The following is a 24,222-nucleotide window of genomic DNA, read 5'->3' as shown; positions in this document are numbered from 1 at the left end:
GGGGGAAATTTGTGACCCCAGCGGGATTCGAACCCGCGTTACCGCCGTGAGAGGGCGGCGTACTAGGCCGCTATACGATGGGGCCTTGCACTTTTCCAGCTCGAAGATTGTTTCACATCTTCAGCTGTTCTCCAAATCGGTCGAACCGACTCAGATGCTCCGATTTTCCGCGGAAATCCGCGGATTTTCAGAGCTGGGATACCAGGACTCGAACCTAGAATGACGGTACCAGAAACCGTAGTGTTGCCAATTACACCATATCCCAATGTGACTTTCGGACCGGTTCCGCAGGCCTAAACCCGCGCTCCCGGCGCCTCAGCACGAGTAATTACTTTACCCGAGACTTTTGTCCGGCACAAATCGGCCCGAAGGCCCCGCCGGTACGCCCCCGAAGGCGCTCCTGGCGGCCGACGACTTCGGTCAATCTGCGAAAAACCCTTGCCAATCCGGCGCCGGTAAGTTTACTCTCGGTAAGTTACCAACGAGTAACCAAACCCTCCCCCAATCAAAAAGCAGCATCCCCACGGCCGGAGACGGCTGTTAGCTGCATCACACTGGCGGGGCCGGCAGCGAAGCCGTTGCCGGCTGGATCGTCGAGAGGAACAGAAAGTGCCACAGAGTCGTGTCGCCATCGCTCCGCCCCGTAACCGGGCCCAACAAATCGCCATCGCCGTCCTGGCGCTGCTGCTGATCGCCCTGCTGGGTTTCTACACCCTGGTCACGGGCAAGATCACCGACGGGTCCGCCCGCCTCAACGACGGCGCCGGCCAGGCCGCCGCCGGGGCACAGCAGCTCAAGGACGGCGCGGGGAAGCTCGCCGACGGCGCGGGCCAGGCCGACACCGGCTCCGGCAAGCTCTCGGACGGCGCGGAGAAGATCCACCAGGGCATCGCCGGCAAGCTCGCCCCCGGCGCGGACCAACTGCAGCAGGGCGCGACCCAGCTCTCCGAGGGCGCGGTCAAGATCCAGACGGACGTGGACAATAAGCTCGCCCCCGGCGTCTACCAGGTGGACGACGGCGCCCAGAAGCTGGCGGCGGGTGCTGTCCAACTCTCCGCCGCGCTGACCCCCACGGCCGCCGGCAACGCGGAAAACAACCTGGCCGACGGCGCCACCCAGCTCAACGCCGGAGCCGGCCAGCTGGCCGCCGGCACGGGCCAACTGGCCGCCGGCACGGACCAGCTCGCCGCCGGCACCGACCAGCTCAAGGGCTACCGGGGCGCCAACAACAACCCCGAGGCCGGAACCGGAACGGCTGCCCTGGCCCAGGCGTTGGAGCAGCTGAACGCCGCCGCCAATGATCCGGTCCAGGGCCTGGTGCCGCTGGCCGTGGTCAAGGACAAGATCGCCAAGATCCTCGACGGCGCCCACCGCCTGGACGCCGGCGCCTCGCAACTGCAGGCCGGGGCCGGCCAGCTCCGCAGCGGCGCCGCCCAGCTGAACACCGGCGCCGGGCAGCTCTACGCCGGAACCGGGAAGCTTACCGCCGGCTTCGCCGCTCTGGCGGCCAAGCTCAACAGCCAGGACCCCAACAACCCCGGCGTTGTCCTGGGCACCCGACTGTTGGCGGACGGCACCTCGAAAATCCGGGTGGGCATGGACGGTGTACCCGGTGATCCGGAGCACCCGGGCCTGCTGAAGGCCACGGCCAAGATGACCGACGGCAGCTCCCGGCTCGCGGACGGAACCCTGGCGCTGAACACGGGCATCAAGGGCGATCCCGCGGACCCGGCCAACCCGGGCCTGCTGAACGGGTCCACCGCACTGGCCACCGGCGCCTCCGACCTCCACACCGGCAACAGTAAGCTCGCCGCGGGGTCCACGCAGCTCGCCACCGGCGCCGACAAACTGGCCGACGGCAACGCGCAGATCGCCGCCGGAACCGGCACACTCTTCTCCAGCGCCTCCGCGGTGTCGCCGTCGAGCATGATCAAGAACGACGTCGCCGTGGCCCTGGGCCTGGTGACCCTGCTGGCGCTCGGCGCCGTCGGCGCCTACCTGGCGCTGCGGAACCGGCGGCTCGCCCAGGCTCCGGCCTAAAGGACCGCCCAGGCCAGCCCGCCAGGCCGTCCAAGGACATCAGCTCAGGCGAGCAGGTCCAGCAGCGTGGAGACCTCGCGTCCGGTGAACTCCGGCGCGGGGTCTCCGCCGCGGTTCAGCCACACGCCCACCAGCCCGGCCGCCGTCGCGCCGTCCGTGTCGAGTAGCCGGTTGTCGCCGACGTAGAGCGTCTCGCCCGGGCCGGTACCGAGCAGGCGCACGCCCTCGAGGTAGATGGCGGGGTCCGGCTTCGGGACGCCCACGGTGTCCGTGCCGACCAGCACGCCGATCCGCTCCAGCCCGGCGGCGTTGAGCTTGACCCGCTGGTAATCGTGGACGTTGTTGCTCACGGCACCGTACGGGATCCCCGCGGCGTCCAGGGCGTCCAGCAGCGGAACCACGTCGTCGAAGGCGCGGATGTAGCTGTGCTGCAGGCTCGCGTAGGAGCTGACCCAGTGATGGGCCTGCTCCCCCTCGGCGAGCTCGACGCCGAAGTGCCCCAGTGCGGCGCGGCCGCGGAGCAGGCGCTGCTCGTTGAACGTCAGCTCGCCAGCCAGGTAGCGGTCGTAGTAGTGCGTGGTTTCCTTCGTGAAGATGCGGCCGAACTTCTCCCAGGAGGCCTCATCCAGGCCCGGGAGCAGGTGCTCGCTGACGCCGCGCAGGGCCGCCGTCATGGCGAACTCCAGGTCCACCAGCGTGTCGTCGATATCGAAGAGCACGCCGGTGACGGAGGTGAGACCGGACGCCAGCACGCCGGCCGCCCGGTCCCCGCCCCGCGTGGCGGCATCCATCATCAGCCGCGGAAGGCGCGCAGGCGGGCCAGGGACGAGTCCCGGCCCAGGATGACCATGGACTCGAACAGCGGCGGGGAGATCCGGCGGCCGGAGATGGCGGTGCGGACCGGCCCGAACGCCAGGCGGGGCTTGACGCCGAGGCCCTCGACCAGCGATTCCTTCAGGGCGGCCTGGATGCTCTCCGCGGTCCACTCCTGCAGCGGTTCCAGCGAGGCCAGGGCCGCGTCGAGGACCTCTGTGAGGTTCTCCGGGAGTCCCTTGCGGGCGTCGTCGGCCACGTCCACCGCGTCGTCGGCCTTGAAGAGGAAGGCGAGCATCTCGGGCGCTTCGCCGAGGAGCGAGATGCGCTCCTGGATCAGTGGCGCAGCCTCGGCGAGGATCTCTTCTTCGCGCGCGGTGAGCGTCTCCCCCACCAGGCCGGCGGTCTGCAGGTACGGGACCAGCCGGCCGCGGAAGTCCTCGGCGTCGAGCATACGGATGTGCGTGCCGTTGATGGCCTCGGCCTTCTTGAGGTCGAAGCGGGCCGGGTTGGCCAGCACGTCGTGGACGTCGAAGTTCTCGATCAGCTGCTCCACGGTGAAGATGTCCTCGTCCGCGGAGAGGCTCCAGCCCAGCAGCGAGAGGTAGTTCAGCAGGCCCTCCGGGATGAAGCCTCGGTCACGCAGCAGGAAGAGGTTGGACTGCGGGTCGCGCTTGGAGAGCTTCTTGTTGCCCTCGCCCATGACATAGGGCAGGTGGCCGAACTCGGGCAGGTAGCTGGCCACGCCGATCTCCATCAGCGCACGGAACAGCACCACCTGGCGGGGCGTGGAGGAGAGCAGGTCCTCGCCGCGGAGGACGTGGGTGATGCCCATCAGCGCGTCGTCCACCGGGTTGACCAGGGTGTAGAGCGGCGAACCGTCGGCGCGGACGATCACGTAGTCCGGGATGCTGCCGGCCTTGAAGGTGATCTCGCCGCGGACCATGTCGGTGAAGGTGACATCCTCGTCGGGCATCCGCATCCGCAACACCGGCTGCCGGCCCTCGGCCTGGAACGCGGCGAGCTGTTCCTCGGAGAGGTTCCGGTCGAAGTTGTCGTACCCGAGCTTCGGGTCGCGGCCGGCGGCCCGGTGGCGCGCCTCGACTTCCTCCGGGGAGGAGTAGCACTCGTAGGCGTAGCCGCCGGCGACCAGCTTGGCCACCACGTCCTTGTAGAGGTCCAGGCGCTGGGACTGGCGGTAAGGCTCGTGCGGGCCGCCCACCTCGACGCCCTCTTCCCAGCTGATGCCGAGCCACTTCAGCGCCTCCAGAAGCTGCTGGTAGCTCTCCTCCGAGTCGCGCGCCGCGTCCGTGTCCTCGATGCGGAAGACGAACGTGCCCTTGGTGTGCTTCGCGTGGGCCCAGTTGAACAGGGCGGTGCGGATCAGGCCGACGTGCGGGGTTCCGGTGGGCGAGGGGCAGAACCGGACCCGGACCGGGGTGTCCGCGGTGACTTCGCGGGGGGCTTCACGGTTCGGGTCCGTGGTGGCAGAACTGGAGACGGCGTCGGGCGCGGTGGGAGTAGTCATAGTGGTACCAACTTTACCGCGTGCCCGGTCCCCGTTCCCGCTGTGAAAACGGACAGCCGCACCGTTGTTCCACGGTGCGGCTGTCCGAAATCGGCGCGGGTTTCTTTAGCGGCGGACGATCGGGTTGGAGAGGCGTCCGATGCCCTCGATCTCCACCTCGTAGCGGTCCCCGGCCTGGACGAGGCCGACGCCGGCCGGGGTGCCGGTCATGATGACGTCGCCGGGCAGCAGGGTGAAGGCGTGCGAGACGATCGAGACCAGCTCGCGGACACCGCGGATCATCTGGTTGGTGTTGCCGTCCTGGCGCAGTTCGCCGTTCAGGCGGCCCTGGATCTGCAGGTCCTCGGTGTCCAGTTCGGTTTCGATCCAGGGGCCCAGCGGGGCGGAGGTGTCGAAGCCCTTGGCACGGGCCCACTGCAGGTCGGTCTTCTGGACGTCCCGGGCGGTGAGGTCGTTGCCGCAGGTGTAGCCGAAGACGACGTCGTCCACACGCTCCTCGGGGACGTCCTTGCAGATCCGGCCGATCACGACGCATAGTTCGGCCTCGAAGGAGATCTCCTCGGAGAACTCGGGCAGGACCACGGGGTCGTTCGGGCCCACCACGGAGGTGTTGGGCTTGAGGAACAGCAGCGGCTGGGCGGGCACCTCGTTGCCGAGTTCGTGGGCGTGCTCCACGAAGTTGCGGCCGACGCCGACGACCTTGCTGCGCGGGATGATCGGCGCGAGCAGGCGGACGTCCTCCAGCTGGTGCTTCACGGAGGTCCGTTCGACGCCGTTGAAGAAGGGGTCGCCGTGGATGACAGTGATGACCTCACTGCCAGGCTCGCCTTCGACGATGCCGTAAAGGGGATCAGAATCAACTACAAACCGGGCGATACGCATGCGCCCTAGCCTACCGTCCGCGCAGGTAGTCCAACTGCGCGGCGACGGACAGTTCTGCGGCGGGCCGGACGGAGGGGTCGACGGCGGCGTAGACCGCGTCCGCAACCTCCACGACGCCGGCGTCCCCGCCGAGTTCGGCCAGGGCGGAGCGGATCTGGGAGAGCCGGTCCTGGCGGTGGTCGCGGTAGGCCCGGACGATCGTGTCCAGCGCGGGGAGGATGGGCCCGTGGGCCGGCAGGACCGTCGCCGGGCCGATCCGCTCCAGCCGGTCGAGCGAGTCGAGATAGTCCCCCAGCCGCCCGTCGGGGTAGTCCAGCACCGTGGTCCCGACGCCAAGGACGGTGTCGCCGGTGAGGACCGAGCCGTGTTCGCCGTCGCCGGGCAGATGGAAGCAGACGGAGTCGGAGGTGTGGCCCGGCGTCGCCAGCACCCGGATCTCGACGCCGGCGGCGTGCAGCACCTCACCGTCGGCCAGCGGTTCGGCGCCGTGGCAGTGCGCGGGGTCGGCGGCCCGCACGGGGGCGCCGGTCAGCTCCGCGAACCGGGCGGCCGCTGCCGTGTGGTCGGCGTGGCGGTGGGTGATCAGGATCAGTTCCACCGTCCCGGCCCGGCCGAGCGCGGCCAGATGCTCCTCATCCAGCGGGCCCGGGTCCACCACCACGACGGCGGAGGCCCCCGGGGCCGAGAGCACGTACGAGTTGGTCCCGTGCAGGCTCATCGGCCCCGGGTTGGGCGCCAGATGGAAGGCGGTCAGGTCGGTACTCCGGACCGGGGCCCGGACGTCGTCATGGATCACAGTCCCATCTTCCCACCGCGCCCGCCCGGAGGGCAGGGCCGGAGTGCTTACGCCAGGCGGGTCAGCCAGCCGTGGGTGTCCTCGACCGTGCCGGTCTGGATGCCGAGCAGCTGTTCGCGGATGGCCATGGTGGTCTCGCCGGCCTTGGCGTCCTCGGAGCCGATGAACTCGGTGGCGTCCTTGAGCACGCCGATCGGGGTGATCACGGCGGCGGTGCCGCAGGCGAAGACCTCGGCGATCTCACCGGAGGCCACGCCGTCGCGCCACTCGTCCAGGGTGATCTTCCGTTCGGTGACCTCGCGGCCCATGTCGCGGGCCACCTGGATCACCGAGGAGCGGGTGACGCCCTCCAGGATGGTGCCGGAGAGCGCCGGGGTGACCAGGGAGCCGTCCTTCATCACAAAGAAGACGTTCATGCCTCCGAGTTCCTCGACGGCGTTGTCGTTGAACTGGTCCAGGAAGAGCACCTGCTTGCAGCCGTTGGCCTCGGCCTCCTGCTGGGCGATCAGCGACGCGGCGTAGTTGCCGCCGCACTTGGCGGCACCGGTGCCGCCGCGGCCGGCGCGGGCGTATTCGCGGGAGATCCAGATGGAAACCGGCTTGAGCTCGCCGCCGAAGTAGTTGCCGGCCGGGGAGGCGATCACGCGGAAGGAGACCTCGCGGGCCGCCCGGACGCCCAGGAACGCCTCGGTGGCGATCATGAACGGCCGCAGGTACAGGGCCTCGCCGTCGCCGGAGGGAACCCAGTCACGGTCGACGGAGACCAGTTCGCGGATGGCGGCGAGGAAGTATTCCTCGGGCAGTTCCGGCAGTGCGAGCCGGCGGGCGGACTTGTTCAGCCGGGCGGCGTTGGCCTCGGGCCGGAACGTCCAGACGGAGCCGTCCGCGTGGCGGTAGGCCTTCAGGCCCTCGAAGATTTCCTGGCCGTAGTGCAGGACCGCGGCGGAGGGGTCCAGCATGATCGGACCGTAGGGTTCGATCCGGGCGTCGTGCCAGCCGCCTTTGCCCTCGGCGTCGACGCTATAGTCGACGATCGCGGTGTGGTCGGTGAAGTAGTCGCCGAATCCCGGGTTCGCCAGGATGGCTGCGCGCTCTTCCGCGGACTTCGGGTTCGCCGAGAGCCGCTGCGCGAATTCGACGCCATGGGCAGTCTGGGTCATGGTTCCTCCATGGTCGGCTGCCTGGCGGTGTGAACGTGGTTCATCCTCGGACCACGGCAGCAAATTGGTGAGTCGAAACTAGCTTACGCCCGGGCGTCAGAGGGCGGCCGCGATGGCGTCGCCGATCGCCGCCGTGCTGCGGAAGCTCCCGTCGCGGGCCTCGACGTCGGCGGTCACGGCCGCCTCGATCCGCCGCGCGGCCGCGCCGTAGCCGAGGTGGTCCAGCAGCAGGGCGGCGGAGAGGATCGCGGCGCTCGGGTCGGCCTTCTGCTGGCCGGCGATGTCCGGGGCGGAGCCGTGGACGGGTTCGAACATCGACGGCGCGGTGCGGTCCATATTAATGTTGCCGGACGCGGCCAGGCCGATGCCGCCGGTGATGGCCGCGGCGAGGTCGGTGAGGATGTCGCCAAAGAGGTTGTCGGTGACGATCACGTCGAAGCGGGCAGGGTCCGTGACCATGAAGATGGTGGCGGCGTCCACGTGCAGGTAGTCGTGGCTGACCTCGGGGAACTCCTGGGCGACGGCCTCCACGGTGCGCTTCCAGAGGTGGCCGGCGTAGACCAGCACGTTGTGCTTGTGCACCAGGGTCAGCTTCTTGCGCGGGCGCTCGTTGGCGCGGCGGAAGGCGTCCCGGACCACGCGCTCGACGCCGTGGGCGGTGTTCAGCGAGACCTCGGTGGCGACCTCGTGCGGGGTGCCGCTGCGCAGGGTGCCGCCGTTGCCGACGTACGGGCCCTCGGTACCCTCGCGGACCACGATGAAGTCAACCTCGCCGGGGTTGGCCAGCGGGCTGCCGACGCCGGCGTACAGCTTGGAGGGGCGCAGGTTCACGTAGTGGTCCAGGCTGAAGCGGAGCTTGAGCAACAGTTCGCGCTCGATGATGCCGGACGGGATCCGGGTGTCCCCGGGAGCGGCGCCGACGGCGCCGAAGAGGATGGCGTCGCGGCCGCGCAGGTCCGCCAGGGTCTCCTCGGGCAGGGTCTCCCCCGTGGCCAGCCAGTGCGCGGCGCCGAGGTCGTAGTGGGTCTGCTGCAACACGATGCCCTCGGCCGCGGCGGCCTTCTCGAGCACCTTGAGGGCTTCGGCTACGACCTCGGGGCCGATGCCGTCGCCGGGGATAACGGCCAGGTCGATCGTGGATTCGCTCATACCTTCAGGGTAGTAAGGCCATCCGCATGCTGGGCAATCCGTCTCAAAATACGAACACCCCCGGCGGCGTGCCGGGGGTGTTCGCGGAGTTCGGGCCGGTGGCTCAGGCCTCCGCGGTCTCCTCGTACTTCGGGAAGACCGGAGCCGGCGCGGGCAGGGCGGTGCCGGCCTCGATCGGCGTGGCCAACGCGGCGAAGCTGCGGGCCTCCCCCTCGGGCTGGCCAAGGCTGTCCAGGATGGCGCCGGCCCCCGTCGGCATCACCGGCTGCGCCAGGATGGCGACGTTGCGCAGCACCTCGAGGGTGACGTAGAGGACCGTGTTCATCCGTTCGACGTCGGTCTTCCGCAGCACCCACGGAGCCTGCTCGGCGAAGTAGGCATTGGTGTCGCCCAGGACATTCCAGATGGCCTCCAGCGCGCGGCTGAATTCCTGCTTCTCGAACGCAGCCCGGGCGGTCTCCAGCAGGCCGCGGGCCTGTCCCAGCAGGGCGTCGTCCTCGGCGCTGAAGCCTGCCGGGACGGGGACCTTGCCCTCGCAGTTCTTGGCGACCATGGACAGGGACCGCTGGGCCAGGTTGCCGAAGTTGTTGGCCAGGTCCGCGTTCATCCGGCCCACGATCGCCTCGTGGTTGTAGTTCCCGTCCGCCCCGAAGGGGACTTCCCGCAGGAAGAAGTACCGGACCTGGTCCAGGCCGTACTGAGCGACGAAGTCCGCCGGCGCCACCACGTTGCCGAGCGACTTGGACATCTTGACGCCGTTGTTGTGCAGGAAGCCGTGAATCATGATGCGCTTGGGCAGCTCCAGCCCGGCGGACATCAGGAAGGCGGGCCAATAGATGGCGTGGAACCGGGAGATGTCCTTGCCGATCACGTGCACGTCGGCCGGCCAGTACTTCTTAAAGGATTCGGAGTCGAGGTCCGGGTAGCCGACGCCGGTGAGGTAGTTGGTGAGCGCGTCCACCCACACGTACATGACGTGCCCGTCGCTGCCCGGGACGGGGACGCCCCAGTCGAAGGTGGTCCGGCTGATGGAGAGGTCCTCCAGGCCGCGCTTGACGAAGCTGATGACCTCGTTGAAGCGGGACTGCGGCGCCCCGAACTCGGGGTGTGCCTCGTACAGGGCGAGCAGCTTGTCCTGGTAGGCCGAGAGCCGGAAGAAGTAGCTCTCCTCGGCGGTCCAGGTGACCGGCGTGTCCGTCTCCCGCGAGTAGCGGAGGCCGTCGTCCTTGACCACGGTCTCGTCTTCGCCGTAGTAGGCCTCGTCGCGGACCGAATACCAGCCCTCATAGTTGGACAGGTAAATGTCCCCGTTCGCTTCCATCTTCTTCCAGATGGCCTGCGACGCGGCGTAGTGGTCGGCGTCCGTGGTCCGGATGAAGCGGTCGTAGGAAATGCCGAGGGCCGCATGGGCGGCCTGGTAGATCTCCGCGTTCCGGTCGACCAGTTCCTTGGGCGAAATGCCTTCCTTCTCGGCAGCTTGGGCGATCTTCATCCCGTGCTCGTCGGTCCCGGTAAGGAAGAAGACGTCGTAGCCGTCCAGCCGCTTGAACCGTGCCATCGCATCGGTGGCGATGTATTCGTAGGCGTGGCCGATGTGCGGCACGCCGTTCGGGTAGGTGATGGCTGTGGTGATGTAGAACGGGGGCTTTTCGGAAGACGTCACGGGTTAAACCTAAATCAGTTCGGTGAGGGTATCGCTCTGGCGGACAAGTTCGTGGTCATGTGAAGCGACCAGCACGGCGATGCCGTCCGAGGTGGTGTCCTTGAGGATGCTGATGATGCGGTTGGCCGAGGCCCGGTCCAGGCTGGCGGTCGGTTCGTCCACCACGAGCACCCGGGTGCCCAGGATCAGCGCACGGGCGATCGCCACGCGCTGGCGTTCGCCGCCGGAGAGCTGGGCGGGGCGGTGGCGCATGCGCCGGCCCAGGCCCACCAGGTCCAGGAGGTCCTTGGCCATGTCGCGGCGCTGTTCGACCTCGCCATCCGGGACGGCCGGCAGCAGGACGTTCTCCAGCGCGCTCATGCCGTCGATCAGGGCGCCGCCCTGGTCCACGTAGCCGATCAGCGCGCGGCGGCGGTCGGCGATCTCGTCGTCGCCCATGGTCTCCAGCGAGTCGCCCTCCCAGAACACCCGGCCCGACGTCGGCAGGGTCAGGCCCGCGCCGACGGTGAGGATGCTGGTCTTGCCGGAGCCGGAGCGGCCGGCGACGCAGTGCATCTCGCCGGCGTGCAGGGTCATGTTGAAGTCGTCCACGACGTTGACGGCTTCGGCGCCGTTCTTGCCGCCGCCGTAGTGGATGGTGATGTTGCTCAGCTCCAGCGGCGTGGCGTGGTCCGTCGGCCGCACGATCGTGTTGGCGCGGGTCTTCTGCGCCGCCGCACGGCGGGTGCTGGTGGTCATCCGGTCGTGTGCTTCCCGGTCAAGGTTCAGCTCGTTGGTCATTGGACTACTTTCGTTGCAATCGGGATCCAGCAGAGGACCGCGACCAGGCCGGCGACGGCGGCCCAGAGTGCGGCGTAGGGGGCGAGGATGAGGCCCACGCCCAGGGCACCGAGGACGCCCAGGGGCAGGGCGATGGTTCCCACCATGGCATTTTCGAAGAAGCGGACCTGGCCCAGCATGTCCGGGTTCCAGCCCATCGCCTGCAGCGTGCCCAGGTACTGGCGCTTGGCGGCGAGCTCGAACCGGCCGGTGACCATGGTCAGCAGCAGGCCCACGGCAACCCCGGAGATGCCCAGGATGATGCTGGGCAGGGCGATGCTGGCGGCGGCCACGCCGCTGAGGGCGCTGGCGCCGGCGGCGCGCGGGATGTCGATCAGCAGGGCGGCGAGGCCGCCCACCGCGGCGCCGAAGACGCCGACGGCGATCGCCAGGGAGCCGGTGTTGAACTTGTTGGTGCTCAGCTGCCGGCTGGCGAAGGTCAGGGGGGAGTCGACCGGGATGAGCCGCTCGTCATGCTGGGGTTCCTGGTCGATCACCTCGCGGTGGCGCAGCTGCTGGGCGGCGAAGAAGGCCGCGGCGCAGTAGAGCACCAGGACCGAGGCGGAGACGATCGCGGTGGCGGGGTTCCAGCTGACCAGGCTCAGGATGATCCCGGCGGCGGCCAGCGCCGCGGCGCCGACTCCGAACTCGGCCAGCACCCAGGTGCGGATCCGGCGCTGGGTCCAGCCCATGGCGCGCAGGGTTCCGGCCTCGCGGCGGCGCTTGCGGACGTAGCTGACGGTGGAGGCGCCGGTCAGCAGGGCGGCCCCGCAGAGGGTCAGGAACAGCAGGGTGAGGTTGGTGCCCGAGAGCGAGCCGGTCACGGCGTCGGCCGCGTTCTGCCGCACCCACGACTGGGTGACGGTGCCCAGCGGGGATTCCTTGCCGGCGTCGTCCTTGGAGTAGCCGGGCACGAAGATACTGGCGTCCTCGCGGGCGGAGCCTGCCACCACGGTGGCCTCCAGGCCCATGTCCCGGATCTGGTTGGCGAGCTTCTCGACCTCGGGCTGCGCCTGCTTCCAGGTGCCGTCGACCTTGGCGCGGACCCGCACGGCGTCGATGACGGAGGCGTTCTTATCGTAGCCGCGGGCGGCGGCCAGGCCGTAGTAGTCGGTGATGGCGCCGGCGGACTGGCTCACCAGGCCCGTGGCGCTGAGCGAGGGCTTCAGGGCGGTGGGGGTGGTGTCCTTGCCGGAGCCGTCCTTGGTCAGGGTCATCGGCGTCGGGTCGTAGCCGCCCAGCGGGAGGCGGTTGACGTCGCCGGCGGCCTCCTGGACCTTGGCCGGATCAAAGGTGCCGTAGACCATGGGCAGCGGCGTCGCCGGCTTCTTGCCCGTCTGCAGGTTCTCCCGGTAGGAGCGCTCGTCCACCGGGGTGCGCTGGGTCTGGTCGACGGCGGCACCGTTGGCGCCCTTCTCGGGGAGCCGGTTCACGGTGACCCATTCACCGGGGACGGCGGACTTTTCGACGGCGCCGTTGCCGGCGGTCTGGCCGTCCTTGTACTTGGGCGCGGTGGCGAAGTCGGTGCTCCAGATGGCGGGGTTGTAGAGGCCCTGGCCGAAGCCGCCGGTGTCCCCCATCAGCGAGCTGAGGTCCTTGGAGCCGGGCCAGGCCAGGTCGAACGGGGCCTTCGAGACGAACGGCAGGTAGTCCTTGTCCAGCGACCGGGTCACGGTGCCGACGTCCTTGGTGACGTTGCCGGCGTTGTCGATTTCCTCGATCTTGACCGAGTACTTCAGGTCCAGGGAGGTGCCGGAGCGGACGATCAGCGGGATGGCCTGCGAGTCGGCGGTGAGCTGGCCGGCGTTCTTGGCCTGCTGGTACTGGGTCATCAGGGGCGCCCAGTACTTGAGCTTCACGCCCAGGAAGTCGGGGCCTTCCTTGAGCTGGTCCATGGTGATGCCGCTGGTGAAGAGGCTCTCGAAGTGGCGGCCGATCGCGCCGGCGTCGCGGGCGTCGGCGGGCGGGGCCTTCTCCAGGGGTGCCAGGAAGTCGCCGGCACCACCCAGCAGGGCGCGTTCGGCGACGGGGTCGACGGCGACAACGGACTCGGTGACCTGCGGCGCCAGGGGCAGCGCCACGGAGAGGTTGAAGAGGGTGTGTTCGGAGCCGCCGGCCGGGGCCGGGAACTTGATGCCGGTCTCCCCCGCCGGGCCCGCGATCCGGACGTTCTTGCCGCCGGCGACCTGTTCCTCGACCAGTTTGCCCTTGCCGAGGGTGCCCTCGGCGGTGGTCTTGAACAGCGTCTGTTCGCTGGAGCCGTTGGAGCTGACGGCGCTGGCGGTCACGCGGTACTTCTTGGGGGTGTCGCTCAGGACGGACTGCGCGGCGGGCCACTTGGAGGGGTCCGTGGCGGTGGGGTCACCGGCGGTGCCGGCGAGGCCGGCGTTGTAGCCCAGGTAGTCGGTGGCGTAGAGGCGGGGTGCCTCCAGGTTCTGCGAGACGCGCGAGACCAGGCTGATCGGCGCGGCGACGGAGGTGCCGGAGAGCTTCCGGATGGCGTCGAGCTGGTCGAAGCCGATGCCGCCCTGGCCGGTGGCGATGTCCGGCTGCATCAGCGCTCCGGACGAGCTGGGCTTGGCCTGGACCAGGATGTCGTAGAGGCCGCGCGAGTTCTGGTCGACGGTGCGGTTGAGCGCCGCCTGGGACTGTCCCTGCACGAGGACGGACAGGCACATGGCGACGATCAAAATGGACGCGGTCAGCAAAAGCACTCTGCTTCTGATGAACCTTTGGACGGCGTTCATTGGGCTCCTGAAAGCTGGATTGCGTGCACACGCCGCTGTTCGTGTCCGCGGGTTCTCGGCGCGGATGAGAAGGCTTCCCCTGCCGGGCGTGCAAAAGTAAAGGCCGGTCTGCCGGCCACATCCTGGAATCGGACGTAGCTATTGTACGCAGACCGGCCGGTGGTTCCCGGACGCCTGCGGCGGACGCGCCGCCGCAGGCAAACCGGTAAGGGTGCTTAGTCCTCGAGGTCCACTTCGCGCACCATCTCGGCGCCGATGCCGGCCTTGATGGCGTCGAGGACCTGCTGGGGCACGGAGCTGTCGATGGTCAGCAGGGCGAGCACCTGGCCGCCCTCGGCCTGCCGGGCCACCTGCATGCCGGCGATGTTGATGTTGTTCATGCCGAGGATGTGGCCGATGGTGCCGATCACGCCGGGGCGGTCCGAGTAGGCGACCACCACGAGGTGCTCGCTGATCGGGATTTCGACCTCGAAGCCGTTGATGCCGACCAGCTTCTCGATCTGCTTGGGTCCGGTCAGGGTGCCGGCCACGGAGATCTGGCTGCCGTCGCTGAGCGCCCCGCGCAGGGTCAGGACGTTGCGGTAGGACTCGGTATCCGGGGTGGTGATCAGCCGGACGTTGATGCCGCGCTGCTCGGCGATCACCGGGGCGTTGACGTAGGAGACCTGCTCGGTGACGACGTCGGCGAAGATGCCCTTGAGCGCGGCGAGTTCGAGGACCTTGACGTCCAGTTCGGAGATCTCGCCGGCGACCTCCACGTCGAACTGGGTCAGCGACGCGTGGGTCATGGCGGTGAAGATCCGGCCGAGCTTCTCGATCAGCGGGATGCCGGGGCGCACGTCGGGGGCGATCACGCCGCCGGCAACGTTCACGGCATCGGGGACCAGCTCGCCGGCCAGGGCCTGGCGGACGGACTTGGCCACCGAGACGCCGGCCTTCTCCTGGGCCTCGTCGGTGGAGGCGCCCAGGTGCGGGGTGACCACCACGTTGTCGAGCTTGAAGAACGGCAGGTCGGTGCTTGGCTCCTTGACGAAGACGTCGACGCCGGCGCCGGCGATCTCGCCGGACTCCAGCGCGGTGTAAAGGGCTTCCTCGTCCACCAGGCCGCCGCGGGCGACGTTGACGACGTACGCGGTGGGCTTCATCTTCCCGAACGCGTCGGCGCCGAGCATGCCGACGGTCTCCGGGGTCTTGGGCATGTGGATGGTGATGAAGTCGGACTGGGCCAGCAGCTCGTCCAGGGTCACCAGCTGCACGCCGAGCTGGGCGGCCCGGGCGGAGGTGATGTAGGGGTCGTAGGCGAGGATCTTGGTGTCGAACCCCTTCAGCCGTGCCGCAACCAGGGCGCCGATGCGGCCGAGGCCGATGATGCCGATCTTCTTCTCGAACAGTTCGGTACCGGTGTACTTGGAGCGCTTCCACTCGCCATCCTTGAGCGCCGCGGAGGCCTGCGGGATGTGCCGGGCCAGGCTCAGGATGTGGCCGACGGTCAGTTCCGCGGCGGAGACGATGTTCGACGTCGGGGCGTTGACCACCATGACGCCGGCCTGGGTGGCGGCCTTGATGTCCACGTTGTCGAGTCCGACGCCGGCGCGGGCGATGACCTTGAGGTTCTTTGCCGCGGCGATGGCCTCGGCGTCGACCTGGGTGGCCGAGCGGATCAGGATCGCGTCCACGTCGGCGATCGCCGAGAGCAGCTGGGAACGGTCGGCGCCGTCGGTCTGGCGGATCTCGAAGTCCGGGCCGAGGGCCTCGACTGTGGCGGGCGAAAGTTCCTCGGCGAGGAGTACGACAGGTTTGGTGCTTGTCACCGGTGACCTCTTTAGCTCTCTTGTATTCAGGTGGGGATTTTGGTGAATCGATGGTGCGGGTAAACAGATGGTGCAGGTAAACACAGGGAAAGCCGGACCCCCGTTGCGGGTGTCCGGCTCCCCCTGCCGGTCAGTTCCCTAGCGGGCGACTGATCCTTCGGTGTAGTCGTCTTCGTTCTTGATCCAGGAGAAGAGCTTGCGCAGTTCCCGGCCGGTGGCCTCGATCGGGTGGTCCTCACCCTTCTTGCGAAGGGCCTTGAACTCCGGTGCGCCGGCGTCCTGGTCGTCGATGAAGCGCTTGGCGAAGGTGCCGTCCTGGATGTCCTTGAGGACGGCCTTCATGTTCTCCTTCACCTCGGGGGTGATGACCCGCGGGCCGGAGACGTAGTCGCCGTACTCGGCGGTGTCGGAGACGCTCCAGCGCTGCTTGGCGATGCCGCCCTCGACCATCAGGTCGACGATCAGCTTGAGCTCGTGCAGCACCTCGAAGTAGGCGACCTCGGGCTTGTAGCCGGCCTCGGTCAGGGTCTCGAAGCCGTACATGATCAGCTGCGAGGCGCCGCCGCAGAGGACCGCCTGCTCGCCGAAGAGGTCGGTTTCGGTCTCTTCGGTAAAGGTGGTTTCGATGACGCCGGCGCGGGTGCCGCCGATGGCCTTGGCGTAGGACAGGGCCAGTTCCTTGGCCTTGCCGGACGGGTTCTGCTCGACGGCGATCAGGTCCGGCACGCCGCGGCCGGCCTCGAATTCGCGGCGGACGATGTGGCCCGGGCCCTTCGGGGCGACCAGGGCGACGTCGACATCGGCCGGCGGCTGGATGTAGCCGTAGCGGATGTTGAAGCCGTGGCCAAAGAACAGGGCGTCACCGGCCTGCAGGTTCGGGGCGATGTCCTCGGCGTAGACGTGGCGCTGGACCTGGTCCGGGGTAAGGACCATGATCAGGTCGGCCTCTGCGACGGCGTCGGCGACGTTGAGGACGCGCAGGCCCTCCGCCTCGGCCTTGGCGCGGGACTTCGAACCTTCCTTGAGTCCGACGCGGACGTCAACACCGGAATCGCGCAGGCTGAGGGCGTGTGCGTGGCCCTGGGATCCGTAACCGATCACGGCGACGGTGCGGCCCTGGATGATCGACAGGTCGGCGTCGTCGTCGTAAAACATTTCAGTCACTGGGGTGTCTCCTTATTAATGGATTCGTGGGGTGTTGTCTGTGAATTCGTGTGGCGCTGTGCTGCAGGTGCGGCGCCGCCTACGCGGAGCGCAGGGCCCGGTCGCTCATCGAGCGGGACCCGCGGCCGACGGCCAGGGTGCCGGACTGCACGATTTCGCGGATGCCAAAGGGCTCCAGCACCGAGAGCAATGCCGTGAGCTTGTCGGGGTGGCCGGTGGCCTCGATGACGACCGACTCTGTGGAGACGTCGACCACCGATGCGCGGAAGAGGTCGGCTGCCTGGGTTACCTGCAGCCGGGTTGCGGCGTCCGCCCGTACCTTGACCAGGATGTGGTCGCGCTGTACGGAAGATTCTGGGGTGAGCTCGACGATCTTGATCACGTTGACCAGCTTATTCAGCTGCTTGGTGACCTGTTCGATCAGCTCGCCGTCGGCGTCGACGACGACGGTCATCCGGGAGATGCCGGCGACCTCGGTCGGGCCGACGGCCAGGGAGTTGATGTTGAAGGCGCGCCGGGCGAAGAGGCTGGCCACGCGGGTCAGCACGCCGGGCTTGTCCTCGACCAGGACGGAGAGTGTGTGGCGGGTCATGGTCAGTCCTCTTCTTCCCAGTCCGGGGTCATGTTCCGGGCAACCTGGATCTGGTCGTTGCTCACTCCGGCGGGCACCATCGGCCAGACCATGGAGTTGGGGCTGACGACGAAGTCGATCACCACGGGACGGTCGTTGATTTCCAAGGCCTTCTGGATGGTCGCGTCGATATCCTCGTCGCGTTCGCAGCGCAGGGCCGCGCAGCCGTAGGCGTCGGCGAGCTTGACGAAGTCCGGGATGCGGACGGTGTCGTGGCCGGTGTTGAGGTCCGTGTTGGAGTAACGGCCCTCGTAGAACAGGGTCTGCCACTGGCGGACCATGCCCAAGGAGGAGTTGTTGATGACGGCGACCTTGATGGGGATATTGTTGATCGCGCAGGTGGCCAGTTCCTGGTTGGTCATCTGGAAGCAGCCGTCGCCGTCGATCGCCCAAACCACGCGGTCCGGGTTGCCCACCTTGGCGCCCATCGCCGCGGGCACGGCATAGCCCATGGTGCCGGCGCCGCCGGAGTTCAGCCAGGCGTGCGGGCGCTCGTACTTGATGAACTGCGAGGCCCACATCTGGTGCTGGCCCACGCCGGCCACGTAGACCCCTTCGGGTCCGGTCAGGGCACCGATCCGCTCGATGACCCGCTGCGGGGCGGTCAGGCCGTCCTCGGGTTCGGTCCACCCGAGCGGGTAGGTGTCCTTGAGGTTGTTCAGGAAGGCCCACCAGTTGGCCAGGTCCGGGGTGCCGGAGGCCTCGAACTGCAGCCGCAGGGCTTCGCTCAGTTCGGGGATGATCTCCTTGACCGAACCCACGATCGGCACGTCCGCGGTGCGGTTCTTGGAGATTTCCGCGGGGTCGATGTCCGCGTGGATCACCTTTGCGTTGGGGGCGAAGGAGGAGAGGATGCCGGTGACCCGGTCATCGAAGCGGGCGCCGAGGGTGATCAGCAGGTCCGACTGCTGCAGCGCGGTGACGGCCGAGACCGTGCCGTGCATGCCGGGCATGCCGACGTGCTGCGGGTGGGAGTCGGGGAAAACGCCGCGGGCCATCAGGGTGGTGACCACGGGGGCGCCGGAAAGCTCGGCCAGTTCCCGCAGCTCCGCGGAGGCGTGGGCCTTGACCACACCGCCGCCGACGTACAGGACCGGCTTCTTGGCGGCCGCGATCAGGCGGGCCGCCTCCCGGACCTGCTTGCTGTGGCCGCGGAGCACCGGGCGGTAGCCGGGCAGGTCGATCTTCGGCGGCCAGGAGAAGGTCATCTCTGACTGCTGGGCGTCCTTGGCCACGTCCACCAGGACCGGGCCGGGGCGGCCGGTCGAGGCGAGGTGGAACGCCTCCGCCATCACGTGGGGGATGTCGTTGGCGTCGGTGACCAGGAACGAGTGCTTGGTGATCGGCATGGTGATGCCGACAATGTCGGCTTCCTGGAAGGCATCGGTGCCGATGACTCCGCTGGAGACCTGGCCGGTGATGGCCACCATCGGCACGGAGTCCATGTGGGCATCCATGATGGCGGTAACGAGGTTGGTGGCACCGGGGCCGGAGGTGGCGATGCAGACGCCCACCCGTCCGGTAACCATGGCATAGCCTTGCGCGGCGTGGCCGGCTCCCTGTTCGTGACGGACCAGGACGTGATTCATCCTGGAGGCCATCAAGGGGTCATAGGTGGGCAGGATCGCGCCACCGGGCAAACCGAAAATGTCCTCGACGCCGAGTTCTTCGAGTGCGCGGACGATTGCTTGCGAGCCGGTCATCACCGTCGGGGGTACGACGTTGTTCGGCCCAAGGACGGGAGAGGCAGCAGCATGCTCGACGACGGCGGTGTCGGCCGGTCGTTCGACGCGTTCCGGAGCTTTGTGCGCTCCAGCGGACTTCGTAGCCATCAGCGAGGGGCTGATCGGCGATCCTTTGCTCATCGGACTCTTCCTTAGGTGGATCTTCGGGTGGATCTACAGTGATCGTGTGGTGCTGGCGGAACGGGTGGAACGGAAATAAAAAAACCCCTCAGCCTGCCGGCTCTTCGAGGGGTTTGCGCGTGACGGTTCGTTACCAGTGGAGGCTATGAGGCCACGCGCTTGGTAAGTACGACGGATACACCTGCAGCAATGCCGGCGGTAACGATTGCGGTCATGCGTTCAGTTTTCCCTCTGAGCGAGACGGGTGTCAACGAGGCCGACGCCTGTCTCACTATTTGGACACCATTGTCCACCTGCTGAACGTATTACTCCCCCTCCGCGACCCGACCGCGATAGGCGGAAGGGCTTAATAACTGGGATTCCGAGGGCCCCTCGGGTTCCGGCGCCCAGCGCCGGAACCCCAGGGTAGGAATCACCCGCAGTAGGCGCCGGTGGAGGCGCTGTGGACGAGCTTGGCGTACTTGGCGAGCACGCCCTTGGTGTAGCGGGCCGGGAGCGGCTGCCAGCCTTCCTTGCGGGCTTCCAGCTCGGCGGGCTCGACCAGCAGGTCGAAGGATCGGGCGGCGATGTCGACGCGGATCCGGTCGCCGTCCTTGACGAAGGCGATTGGGCCGCCGTCGACCGCTTCGGGCGCCACGTGGCCGATGCAGAGGCCGGTGGTGCCGCCGGAGAAGCGTCCGTCGGTCAGCAGCAGGACGTCCTTGCCGAGGCCGGCGCCCTTGATGGCGCCGGTGATGGCGAGCATCTCGCGCATGCCCGGGCCGCCCTTGGGGCCCTCGTAGCGGATGACGACGACGTCGCCGGCCTTGATCTCACCCTTATCCAGCGCGTCCAGGGCGCCCTGCTCGCGTTCGAAGACGCGGGCGGTGCCCTCGAAGACGTCGGCGTCGAAGCCGGCGCTCTTGACGACGGCGCCTTCCGGGGCCATCGAGCCGTGCAGGATGGTGATGCCGCCGGTCTTGTGGATCGGGTTGTCCAGGGCGCGGAGGATCTTGCCGTCAACGTCCGGCGGGTTGATAGCGTCCAGGTTCTCCGCGACGGTCTTGCCGGTCACGGTGAGGCAGTCGCCGTGCAGCAGGCCGGCGTCGAGCAGCGCCTTCATGATCACGGGCACGCCGCCGATCCTGTCGACGTCGGTCATGACGTAGCGGCCGAAGGGCTTGAGGTCGCCCAGGTGCGGGATCTTGTCGCCGATGCGGTTGAAGTCGTCCAGGGTCAGCTCGACCTCGGCCTCGCGGGCGATCGCGAGCAGGTGCAGGACCGCGTTGGTGGAACCGCCGAAGGCCATGGTGACGGCGATGGCGTTCTCGAAGGCCTTCTTGGTCATGATGTCGCGGGCCGTGATGCCGAGGCGGAGCAGGTTCACCACGGCCTCGCCGGACTTGCGCGCGAAGTCGTCGCGGCGGCGGTCGGCCGAGGGCGGGGCCGCGGAACCGGGGAGGGACATGCCCAGGGCCTCGCCGATGCAGGCCATGGTGTTGGCGGTGTACATGCCGCCGCAGGCACCTTCGCCCGGGCAGATGGCCTTTTCGATGCGCGTCAGGTCCTCCATGCTCATCTTGCCGGCGGCGCAGGCGCCCACGGCTTCGAAGGCATCGATGAGGGTGACTTCCTTTTCCGAGCCGTCCTCGAGCTTGACCCAGCCGGGCATGATCGAGCCGGCGTAGAGGAAGACGCTGGCGAGGTCCAGGCGGGCCGCCGCCATCAGCATGCCGGGGAGGGACTTGTCGCAGCCGGCCAGCAGGACGGAGCCGTCGATCCGCTCGGCCTGCATGACGGTTTCGACGGAGTCGGCGATGACTTCGCGGGAGACCAGGGAGAAGTGCATGCCCTCGTGGCCCATGGAGATGCCGTCCGAGACGGAAATGGTGCCGAACTGCATCGGGAAGCCGCCGCCGGCGTGGACGCCTTCCTTGGCGCCCTGGGCCAGCCGGTTCAGGGAGAGGTTGCAGGGGGTGATTTCGTTCCACGAACTGGCGACGCCCACCTGCGGCTTGGCGAAGTCGTCGTCGCCCATGCCGACGGCTCGGAACATGCCGCGGGCCGGGGCTGCGTGGATGCCATCGGTGACGACGCGGCTGCGGGGCTTGATGTCCGGTGTGGCTGCTGCTGCTTCGGTGTCCTGGCTCATGGCTCAAAGTCTATGGGTCCGGCGAGGATGCCAACGAGCCGCCCGGCCGGATTAAGCGGCAATTCCGGAATATTTCCGCCCCCACGGCGGACTCACGTCCTAGACTGCGGAAGCCGCCGCATGACCCGCAGGTTTTCCGTGATCTCCGCCACGCAGTTCCGGCGCCAACGCCACCGCCCGCGCCTCGGCCTGCAACAGGGCGATCACTTCCTGGATGGTGGTGCGTGCCGCGGCCTCGGGGCGGGCCAGCACCACGATGCTGCGGCTCGCCTTCACGCCCCGGAGGGGGCGCAGCACGAAGCCGCGGCCCTGGTTCTTCAGGGCCGTGTAGCGCGGCAGCAGGCTGAGCCCGTGCCCGGCACTGACCAGGGCCTCGAGGACGCGCAAATCCGGGTAGAGCTGGGCCCTCAGCGCCGGGGAGTCTGCCTGCATCTCGATCTGGCGCAGCACGGTATCGAAGGGGAAGCCGTCCGGCACGCCCATCCACGGGCAGCCGATGACGTCCTGGGCACTGAGGCTGGCCTTGGCCGCGAGCGGATGCCCCGCGGGAACCGCAACGTCCAGCGGCTCGTCGAGGAGCGGGACCACCTCCAGGCCCTGCCTGGCGAAGACCTCGGGGCCGTCCACGCTGTGCGCGAGGACGACGTCGTAGTCGGCGGCCAGGGCGGCGAAGCCTGCGACGCCGGGGTCCTCGAAGTGGGCCTCGAAGCGCAGCCCGTCGATCTCGCGGACCCGATGCAGCAGGCCGGGCAGGAACATTTCCGCGGCGCTGGGGAAGAACGCCGCGCTCACCCGTGTCTGCCAGCCGCGGCGGTAGGTGTCGATGGTGGCCTCGGCCCGGGCCATGGCGGTAGACACTTCGGCCGCGGCGCCGGCCATCGCCAGGCCGGCCTCGGTCAGGCGGACGCCCCGCCCGGACTTCTCGACCAGCACCACCCCGAGTTCCTCCTGCAGCGTTTTCAGCTGCTGGGAGACGGCAGACGGGGTGACCTGCATGGCCTCCGCGGTGGCCCCGACGGTGCCGCGGTCCGCCAGTTCGCGGAGGATCCGCAGCCTCTTGAAGTCCATGAGCCGAGGCTACACGGGCCGTCCGGGCGTTGCTGGACACCCGCGAGGGCCGGACGTAACGTCAAGCACACGGCAACCCTGCCGCCCGACCCGAAGGATCCGGCCATGGATTGGATTATCTGGCTCATTGTCATCGTGCTGATCGTCGCGGTGGTGTGGACGCTCCTGAACCGCAACAGCCGACGGACCGGCGGCACCCAGGCTTCCGGCACGCAGTCCGCCGGTGCACCGGCCGCCGGCAGCACGCCGCGGGCAGCCGAGCGGGAGCCCGTTGCTCCGGCAGCCGCGGCGCCTGTCCCCGAGCCCGCGCCGGCCGCCAAGCCCGCACCGTCCGCCAAGCCCGCACCGTCCGCAGCACCGGCCGCCGCCTCAGAACCCACCGCCGCACCTGAGCCCGCTACCCAGACAGCCCCTGCTGAGGCTGCCCCCGCGGAAGCCCAAGCCGCGCCGGTGCACCACCCGGAGTACACCGGACCGCACGCGCCCACTCTCCCGGGGGCGGAGTCCGCGGCGGCCGAGGCCGCAGAAGCGGAGACCCTGCAGGCGGCGGCATCCTCCGCCGCGGTCGAGGGCTCGGCCAGCCACTCCGCTCCCCCGGCCCAGGAGCAGGTGCACGAATCGGCGACCGAACCCGCTCACGAACCGGCGCCTGCTCCCAGCCACGAGCCGATGCCGGAACCGATGCCCGAACCGGAGCCCGCCGGCCACCTTGCCGCCGAGCAGCCTTACGGCGTCGGCTCGGCCGCACCGGCCGCCGACGGCAGCGGCCCGGCCGACTTCACCGTCAAGGGTGACGCGGAAACCATGACCTACTTCGAGGAGACCAGCCAGGGCTACGAGGAGACCCGGGCCGGGGTGTGGTTCGAGTCGGCCGCGCACGCAGAGGCGGCCGGTTTCCGCCCGCCCCGCCGCGTCAGGCTCTGACGCTTCCGGACTGTGACTCACTTCACACTTTGCAACGCCGGCCCGCCGCCCCTCCCGGCATCCGTTCAGGGCAGGGCGGGCGGGCCCCCGAGGCCCGGAAATCCGCGGAATTGCGGGGTTGCCGCGCATCGTCCCGCCCGCCTGGACAACCTCCCGGGCCCCGATTTCGCACTCCGGCAAATCTCGTGTAGAGTTTCATGTCGTTGCGGAGAACACCGCGGGAAATAAACAGCCCGGGGGAACGAAAACAACAGCTGCACCTCTAGCTCAACTGGCAGAGCAATTGACTCTTAATCAATGGGTTCCGGGTTCGAGTCCCGGGGGGTGCACACGAAAAGAAGCCGCTCCAACACCGATGAAAGTCGGAGTTGGAGCGGCTTTTTTGTGTCTGCGCGGATTTCGGGCGGCAAGGTGGATTACCCGAAGGCAGGGAGCCGCTGCGGCGAGGGGGTTCCGGTCAGCGCAGCCGGAGGCGGCGGGCGCGCAGTCCCAGGGCAGCTGATGCCGAGACCAGGACGCCGCCGCCGGCCAGCAGAGCAGCCCCCAGCCCCATGGTGCCCCGCTCCCCCGGTTCCGGCGCGTCCGTGGCGCCTCCGCCCGACGGAGCGTCCGCCGGGAGGGTAGGGGCGGCGGGCTGCGGCGGAACGGAAGCGGAGGGCGCCCGGGAAGGGGACGCAGGGCTCGTGGGTGTGGCAGGCGCCGTCGTTGCCGGCGGCACACCGGAGGCGGCCGGGGCGGCCCGGTCCGCCGGGGAAACCGGTGCCGGGGCCACGGGAGCGGGAACGGCCGGGGCTGGTGCAGGGGCCACGGGGGCTGTGGTGGGGGCAGGCGCCGGGCCGGCGGTGGCCGTGGGCCTGGGACTGGACGGTGCCGTCGGCTGGCAGGGCCCGAGGGGCAACACGATCACGGGTGCGCAGGTCTCGGCCTTCGCCGGTGCCGCGGAGATCGTGAGGGCCAGGACCGTGGCGGCCAGAGTCGCGGCAACGGCTCCCGGGGAGGGGCGGCGCGCACAGCGGTGATCGGTCATGGCA

18 protein-coding genes and 3 tRNA genes are annotated in these 24,222 nt (G+C 68.8%); 3 read left to right on the top strand and 18 right to left on the bottom strand.

Going from position 1 to position 24,222, the window contains the following annotated elements; genetic code table 11:
• Positions 1-12: 12 nt before the first annotated feature.
• Both ACFUCU_RS00885 and ACFUCU_RS00880 read right to left on the bottom strand, forming a co-directional pair.
• Positions 13-85, bottom strand: a tRNA-Glu gene (locus ACFUCU_RS00885).
• A 108-nt stretch (positions 86-193) separates the two neighbouring features.
• Positions 194-265: transfer RNA gene (locus ACFUCU_RS00880), tRNA-Gln, on the bottom strand.
• Positions 266-609: 344 nt separating this feature from the next.
• On the opposite strand from ACFUCU_RS00880, the gene ACFUCU_RS00875 reads away from it, so the two are divergent.
• Complete coding sequence (locus tag ACFUCU_RS00875) at positions 610-2,040, top strand: hypothetical protein (RefSeq protein ID WP_377970065.1); 1,431 nt, start codon at positions 610-612, stop codon at positions 2,038-2,040.
• A gap of 44 nt (positions 2,041-2,084) precedes the next feature.
• Here the strand turns inward: ACFUCU_RS00875 and ACFUCU_RS00870 are convergent, their stop codons facing one another.
• The 15 genes from ACFUCU_RS00870 to ACFUCU_RS00800 form a co-directional block, all read right to left on the bottom strand.
• Positions 2,085-2,831, bottom strand: a complete 747-nt coding sequence (locus ACFUCU_RS00870; protein WP_377970063.1) for an HAD family hydrolase — start codon at positions 2,829-2,831, stop codon at positions 2,085-2,087.
• Positions 2,832-2,833: 2 nt separating this feature from the next.
• Positions 2,834-4,381 (bottom strand): glutamate--tRNA ligase, encoded by a 1,548-nt coding sequence (gltX, locus tag ACFUCU_RS00865; protein WP_377970061.1) that lies wholly within the window; start codon positions 4,379-4,381, stop codon positions 2,834-2,836.
• Positions 4,382-4,486: 105 nt separating this feature from the next.
• The gene (locus tag ACFUCU_RS00860) at positions 4,487-5,263 is read right to left on the bottom strand and encodes a fumarylacetoacetate hydrolase family protein (RefSeq protein WP_290257489.1); all 777 of its coding nucleotides are present in this window, start codon (positions 5,261-5,263) and stop codon (positions 4,487-4,489) included.
• Positions 5,264-5,273: 10 nt separating this feature from the next.
• Positions 5,274-6,059, bottom strand: coding sequence for an MBL fold metallo-hydrolase (locus ACFUCU_RS00855; RefSeq protein WP_364134908.1), 786 nt, complete (start codon positions 6,057-6,059; stop codon positions 5,274-5,276).
• A gap of 47 nt (positions 6,060-6,106) precedes the next feature.
• Positions 6,107-7,219 (bottom strand): branched-chain amino acid aminotransferase, encoded by a 1,113-nt coding sequence (locus ACFUCU_RS00850; RefSeq protein ID WP_377970060.1) that lies wholly within the window; start codon positions 7,217-7,219, stop codon positions 6,107-6,109.
• Positions 7,220-7,315: 96 nt separating this feature from the next.
• The gene (locus ACFUCU_RS00845; RefSeq protein WP_377970059.1) at positions 7,316-8,368 is read right to left on the bottom strand and encodes a 3-isopropylmalate dehydrogenase; all 1,053 of its coding nucleotides are present in this window, start codon (positions 8,366-8,368) and stop codon (positions 7,316-7,318) included.
• A gap of 103 nt (positions 8,369-8,471) precedes the next feature.
• Positions 8,472-10,031, bottom strand: coding sequence for a methionine--tRNA ligase (metG, locus tag ACFUCU_RS00840; protein WP_377970058.1), 1,560 nt, complete (start codon positions 10,029-10,031; stop codon positions 8,472-8,474).
• Between the two features lie 9 nt (positions 10,032-10,040).
• Positions 10,041-10,811: an ABC transporter ATP-binding protein gene (locus ACFUCU_RS00835; RefSeq protein ID WP_377970056.1), complete on the bottom strand. Its 771-nt coding sequence runs from the start codon at positions 10,809-10,811 to the stop codon at positions 10,041-10,043.
• Positions 10,808-13,597 (bottom strand): ABC transporter permease, encoded by a 2,790-nt coding sequence (locus ACFUCU_RS00830; protein ID WP_377970054.1) that lies wholly within the window; start codon positions 13,595-13,597, stop codon positions 10,808-10,810. The genes ACFUCU_RS00835 and ACFUCU_RS00830 overlap by 4 nt, the downstream gene beginning before the upstream one ends.
• A 215-nt stretch (positions 13,598-13,812) precedes the next feature.
• On the bottom strand, positions 13,813-15,408 hold the full coding sequence (gene serA / locus ACFUCU_RS00825; protein WP_377970052.1) for a phosphoglycerate dehydrogenase: 1,596 nt from the start codon (positions 15,406-15,408) through the stop codon (positions 13,813-13,815).
• Positions 15,409-15,546: 138 nt separating this feature from the next.
• On the bottom strand, positions 15,547-16,572 hold the full coding sequence (gene ilvC / locus ACFUCU_RS00820; RefSeq protein ID WP_290257480.1) for a ketol-acid reductoisomerase: 1,026 nt from the start codon (positions 16,570-16,572) through the stop codon (positions 15,547-15,549).
• A 79-nt stretch (positions 16,573-16,651) separates the two neighbouring features.
• The gene (ilvN, locus tag ACFUCU_RS00815; protein WP_290257479.1) at positions 16,652-17,164 is read right to left on the bottom strand and encodes an acetolactate synthase small subunit; all 513 of its coding nucleotides are present in this window, start codon (positions 17,162-17,164) and stop codon (positions 16,652-16,654) included.
• Between the two features lie 2 nt (positions 17,165-17,166).
• Positions 17,167-19,068: an acetolactate synthase large subunit gene (locus tag ACFUCU_RS00810; protein WP_377970049.1), complete on the bottom strand. Its 1,902-nt coding sequence runs from the start codon at positions 19,066-19,068 to the stop codon at positions 17,167-17,169.
• A gap of 412 nt (positions 19,069-19,480) precedes the next feature.
• Positions 19,481-21,199 (bottom strand): dihydroxy-acid dehydratase, encoded by a 1,719-nt coding sequence (gene ilvD / locus ACFUCU_RS00805; protein WP_377970047.1) that lies wholly within the window; start codon positions 21,197-21,199, stop codon positions 19,481-19,483.
• Between the two features lie 99 nt (positions 21,200-21,298).
• Positions 21,299-22,267: a LysR family transcriptional regulator gene (locus ACFUCU_RS00800; protein ID WP_377970045.1), complete on the bottom strand. Its 969-nt coding sequence runs from the start codon at positions 22,265-22,267 to the stop codon at positions 21,299-21,301.
• Positions 22,268-22,372: 105 nt separating this feature from the next.
• Between ACFUCU_RS00800 and ACFUCU_RS00795 the strand changes: the two genes are divergently transcribed.
• Positions 22,373-23,191 (top strand): hypothetical protein, encoded by an 819-nt coding sequence (locus ACFUCU_RS00795; RefSeq protein ID WP_377970044.1) that lies wholly within the window; start codon positions 22,373-22,375, stop codon positions 23,189-23,191.
• A 256-nt stretch (positions 23,192-23,447) separates the two neighbouring features.
• Positions 23,448-23,520, top strand: a tRNA-Lys gene (locus ACFUCU_RS00790).
• Positions 23,521-23,648: 128 nt separating this feature from the next.
• Here ACFUCU_RS00790 and ACFUCU_RS00785 read toward each other — a convergent pair.
• A complete protein-coding gene (locus tag ACFUCU_RS00785) occupies positions 23,649-24,218 on the bottom strand; it encodes a hypothetical protein (protein WP_377970042.1) in 570 nt (189 codons plus the stop codon).
• Positions 24,219-24,222 lie beyond the last annotated feature (4 nt).

It is taken from the genome of Arthrobacter sp. NPDC057259 (genome assembly GCF_042668995.1).
Lineage (GTDB): Bacteria > Actinomycetota > Actinomycetes > Actinomycetales > Micrococcaceae > Arthrobacter.
Note: the sequence above shows the minus strand (reverse complement) of the source record. Positions and strands in the feature narration are given on the sequence as shown.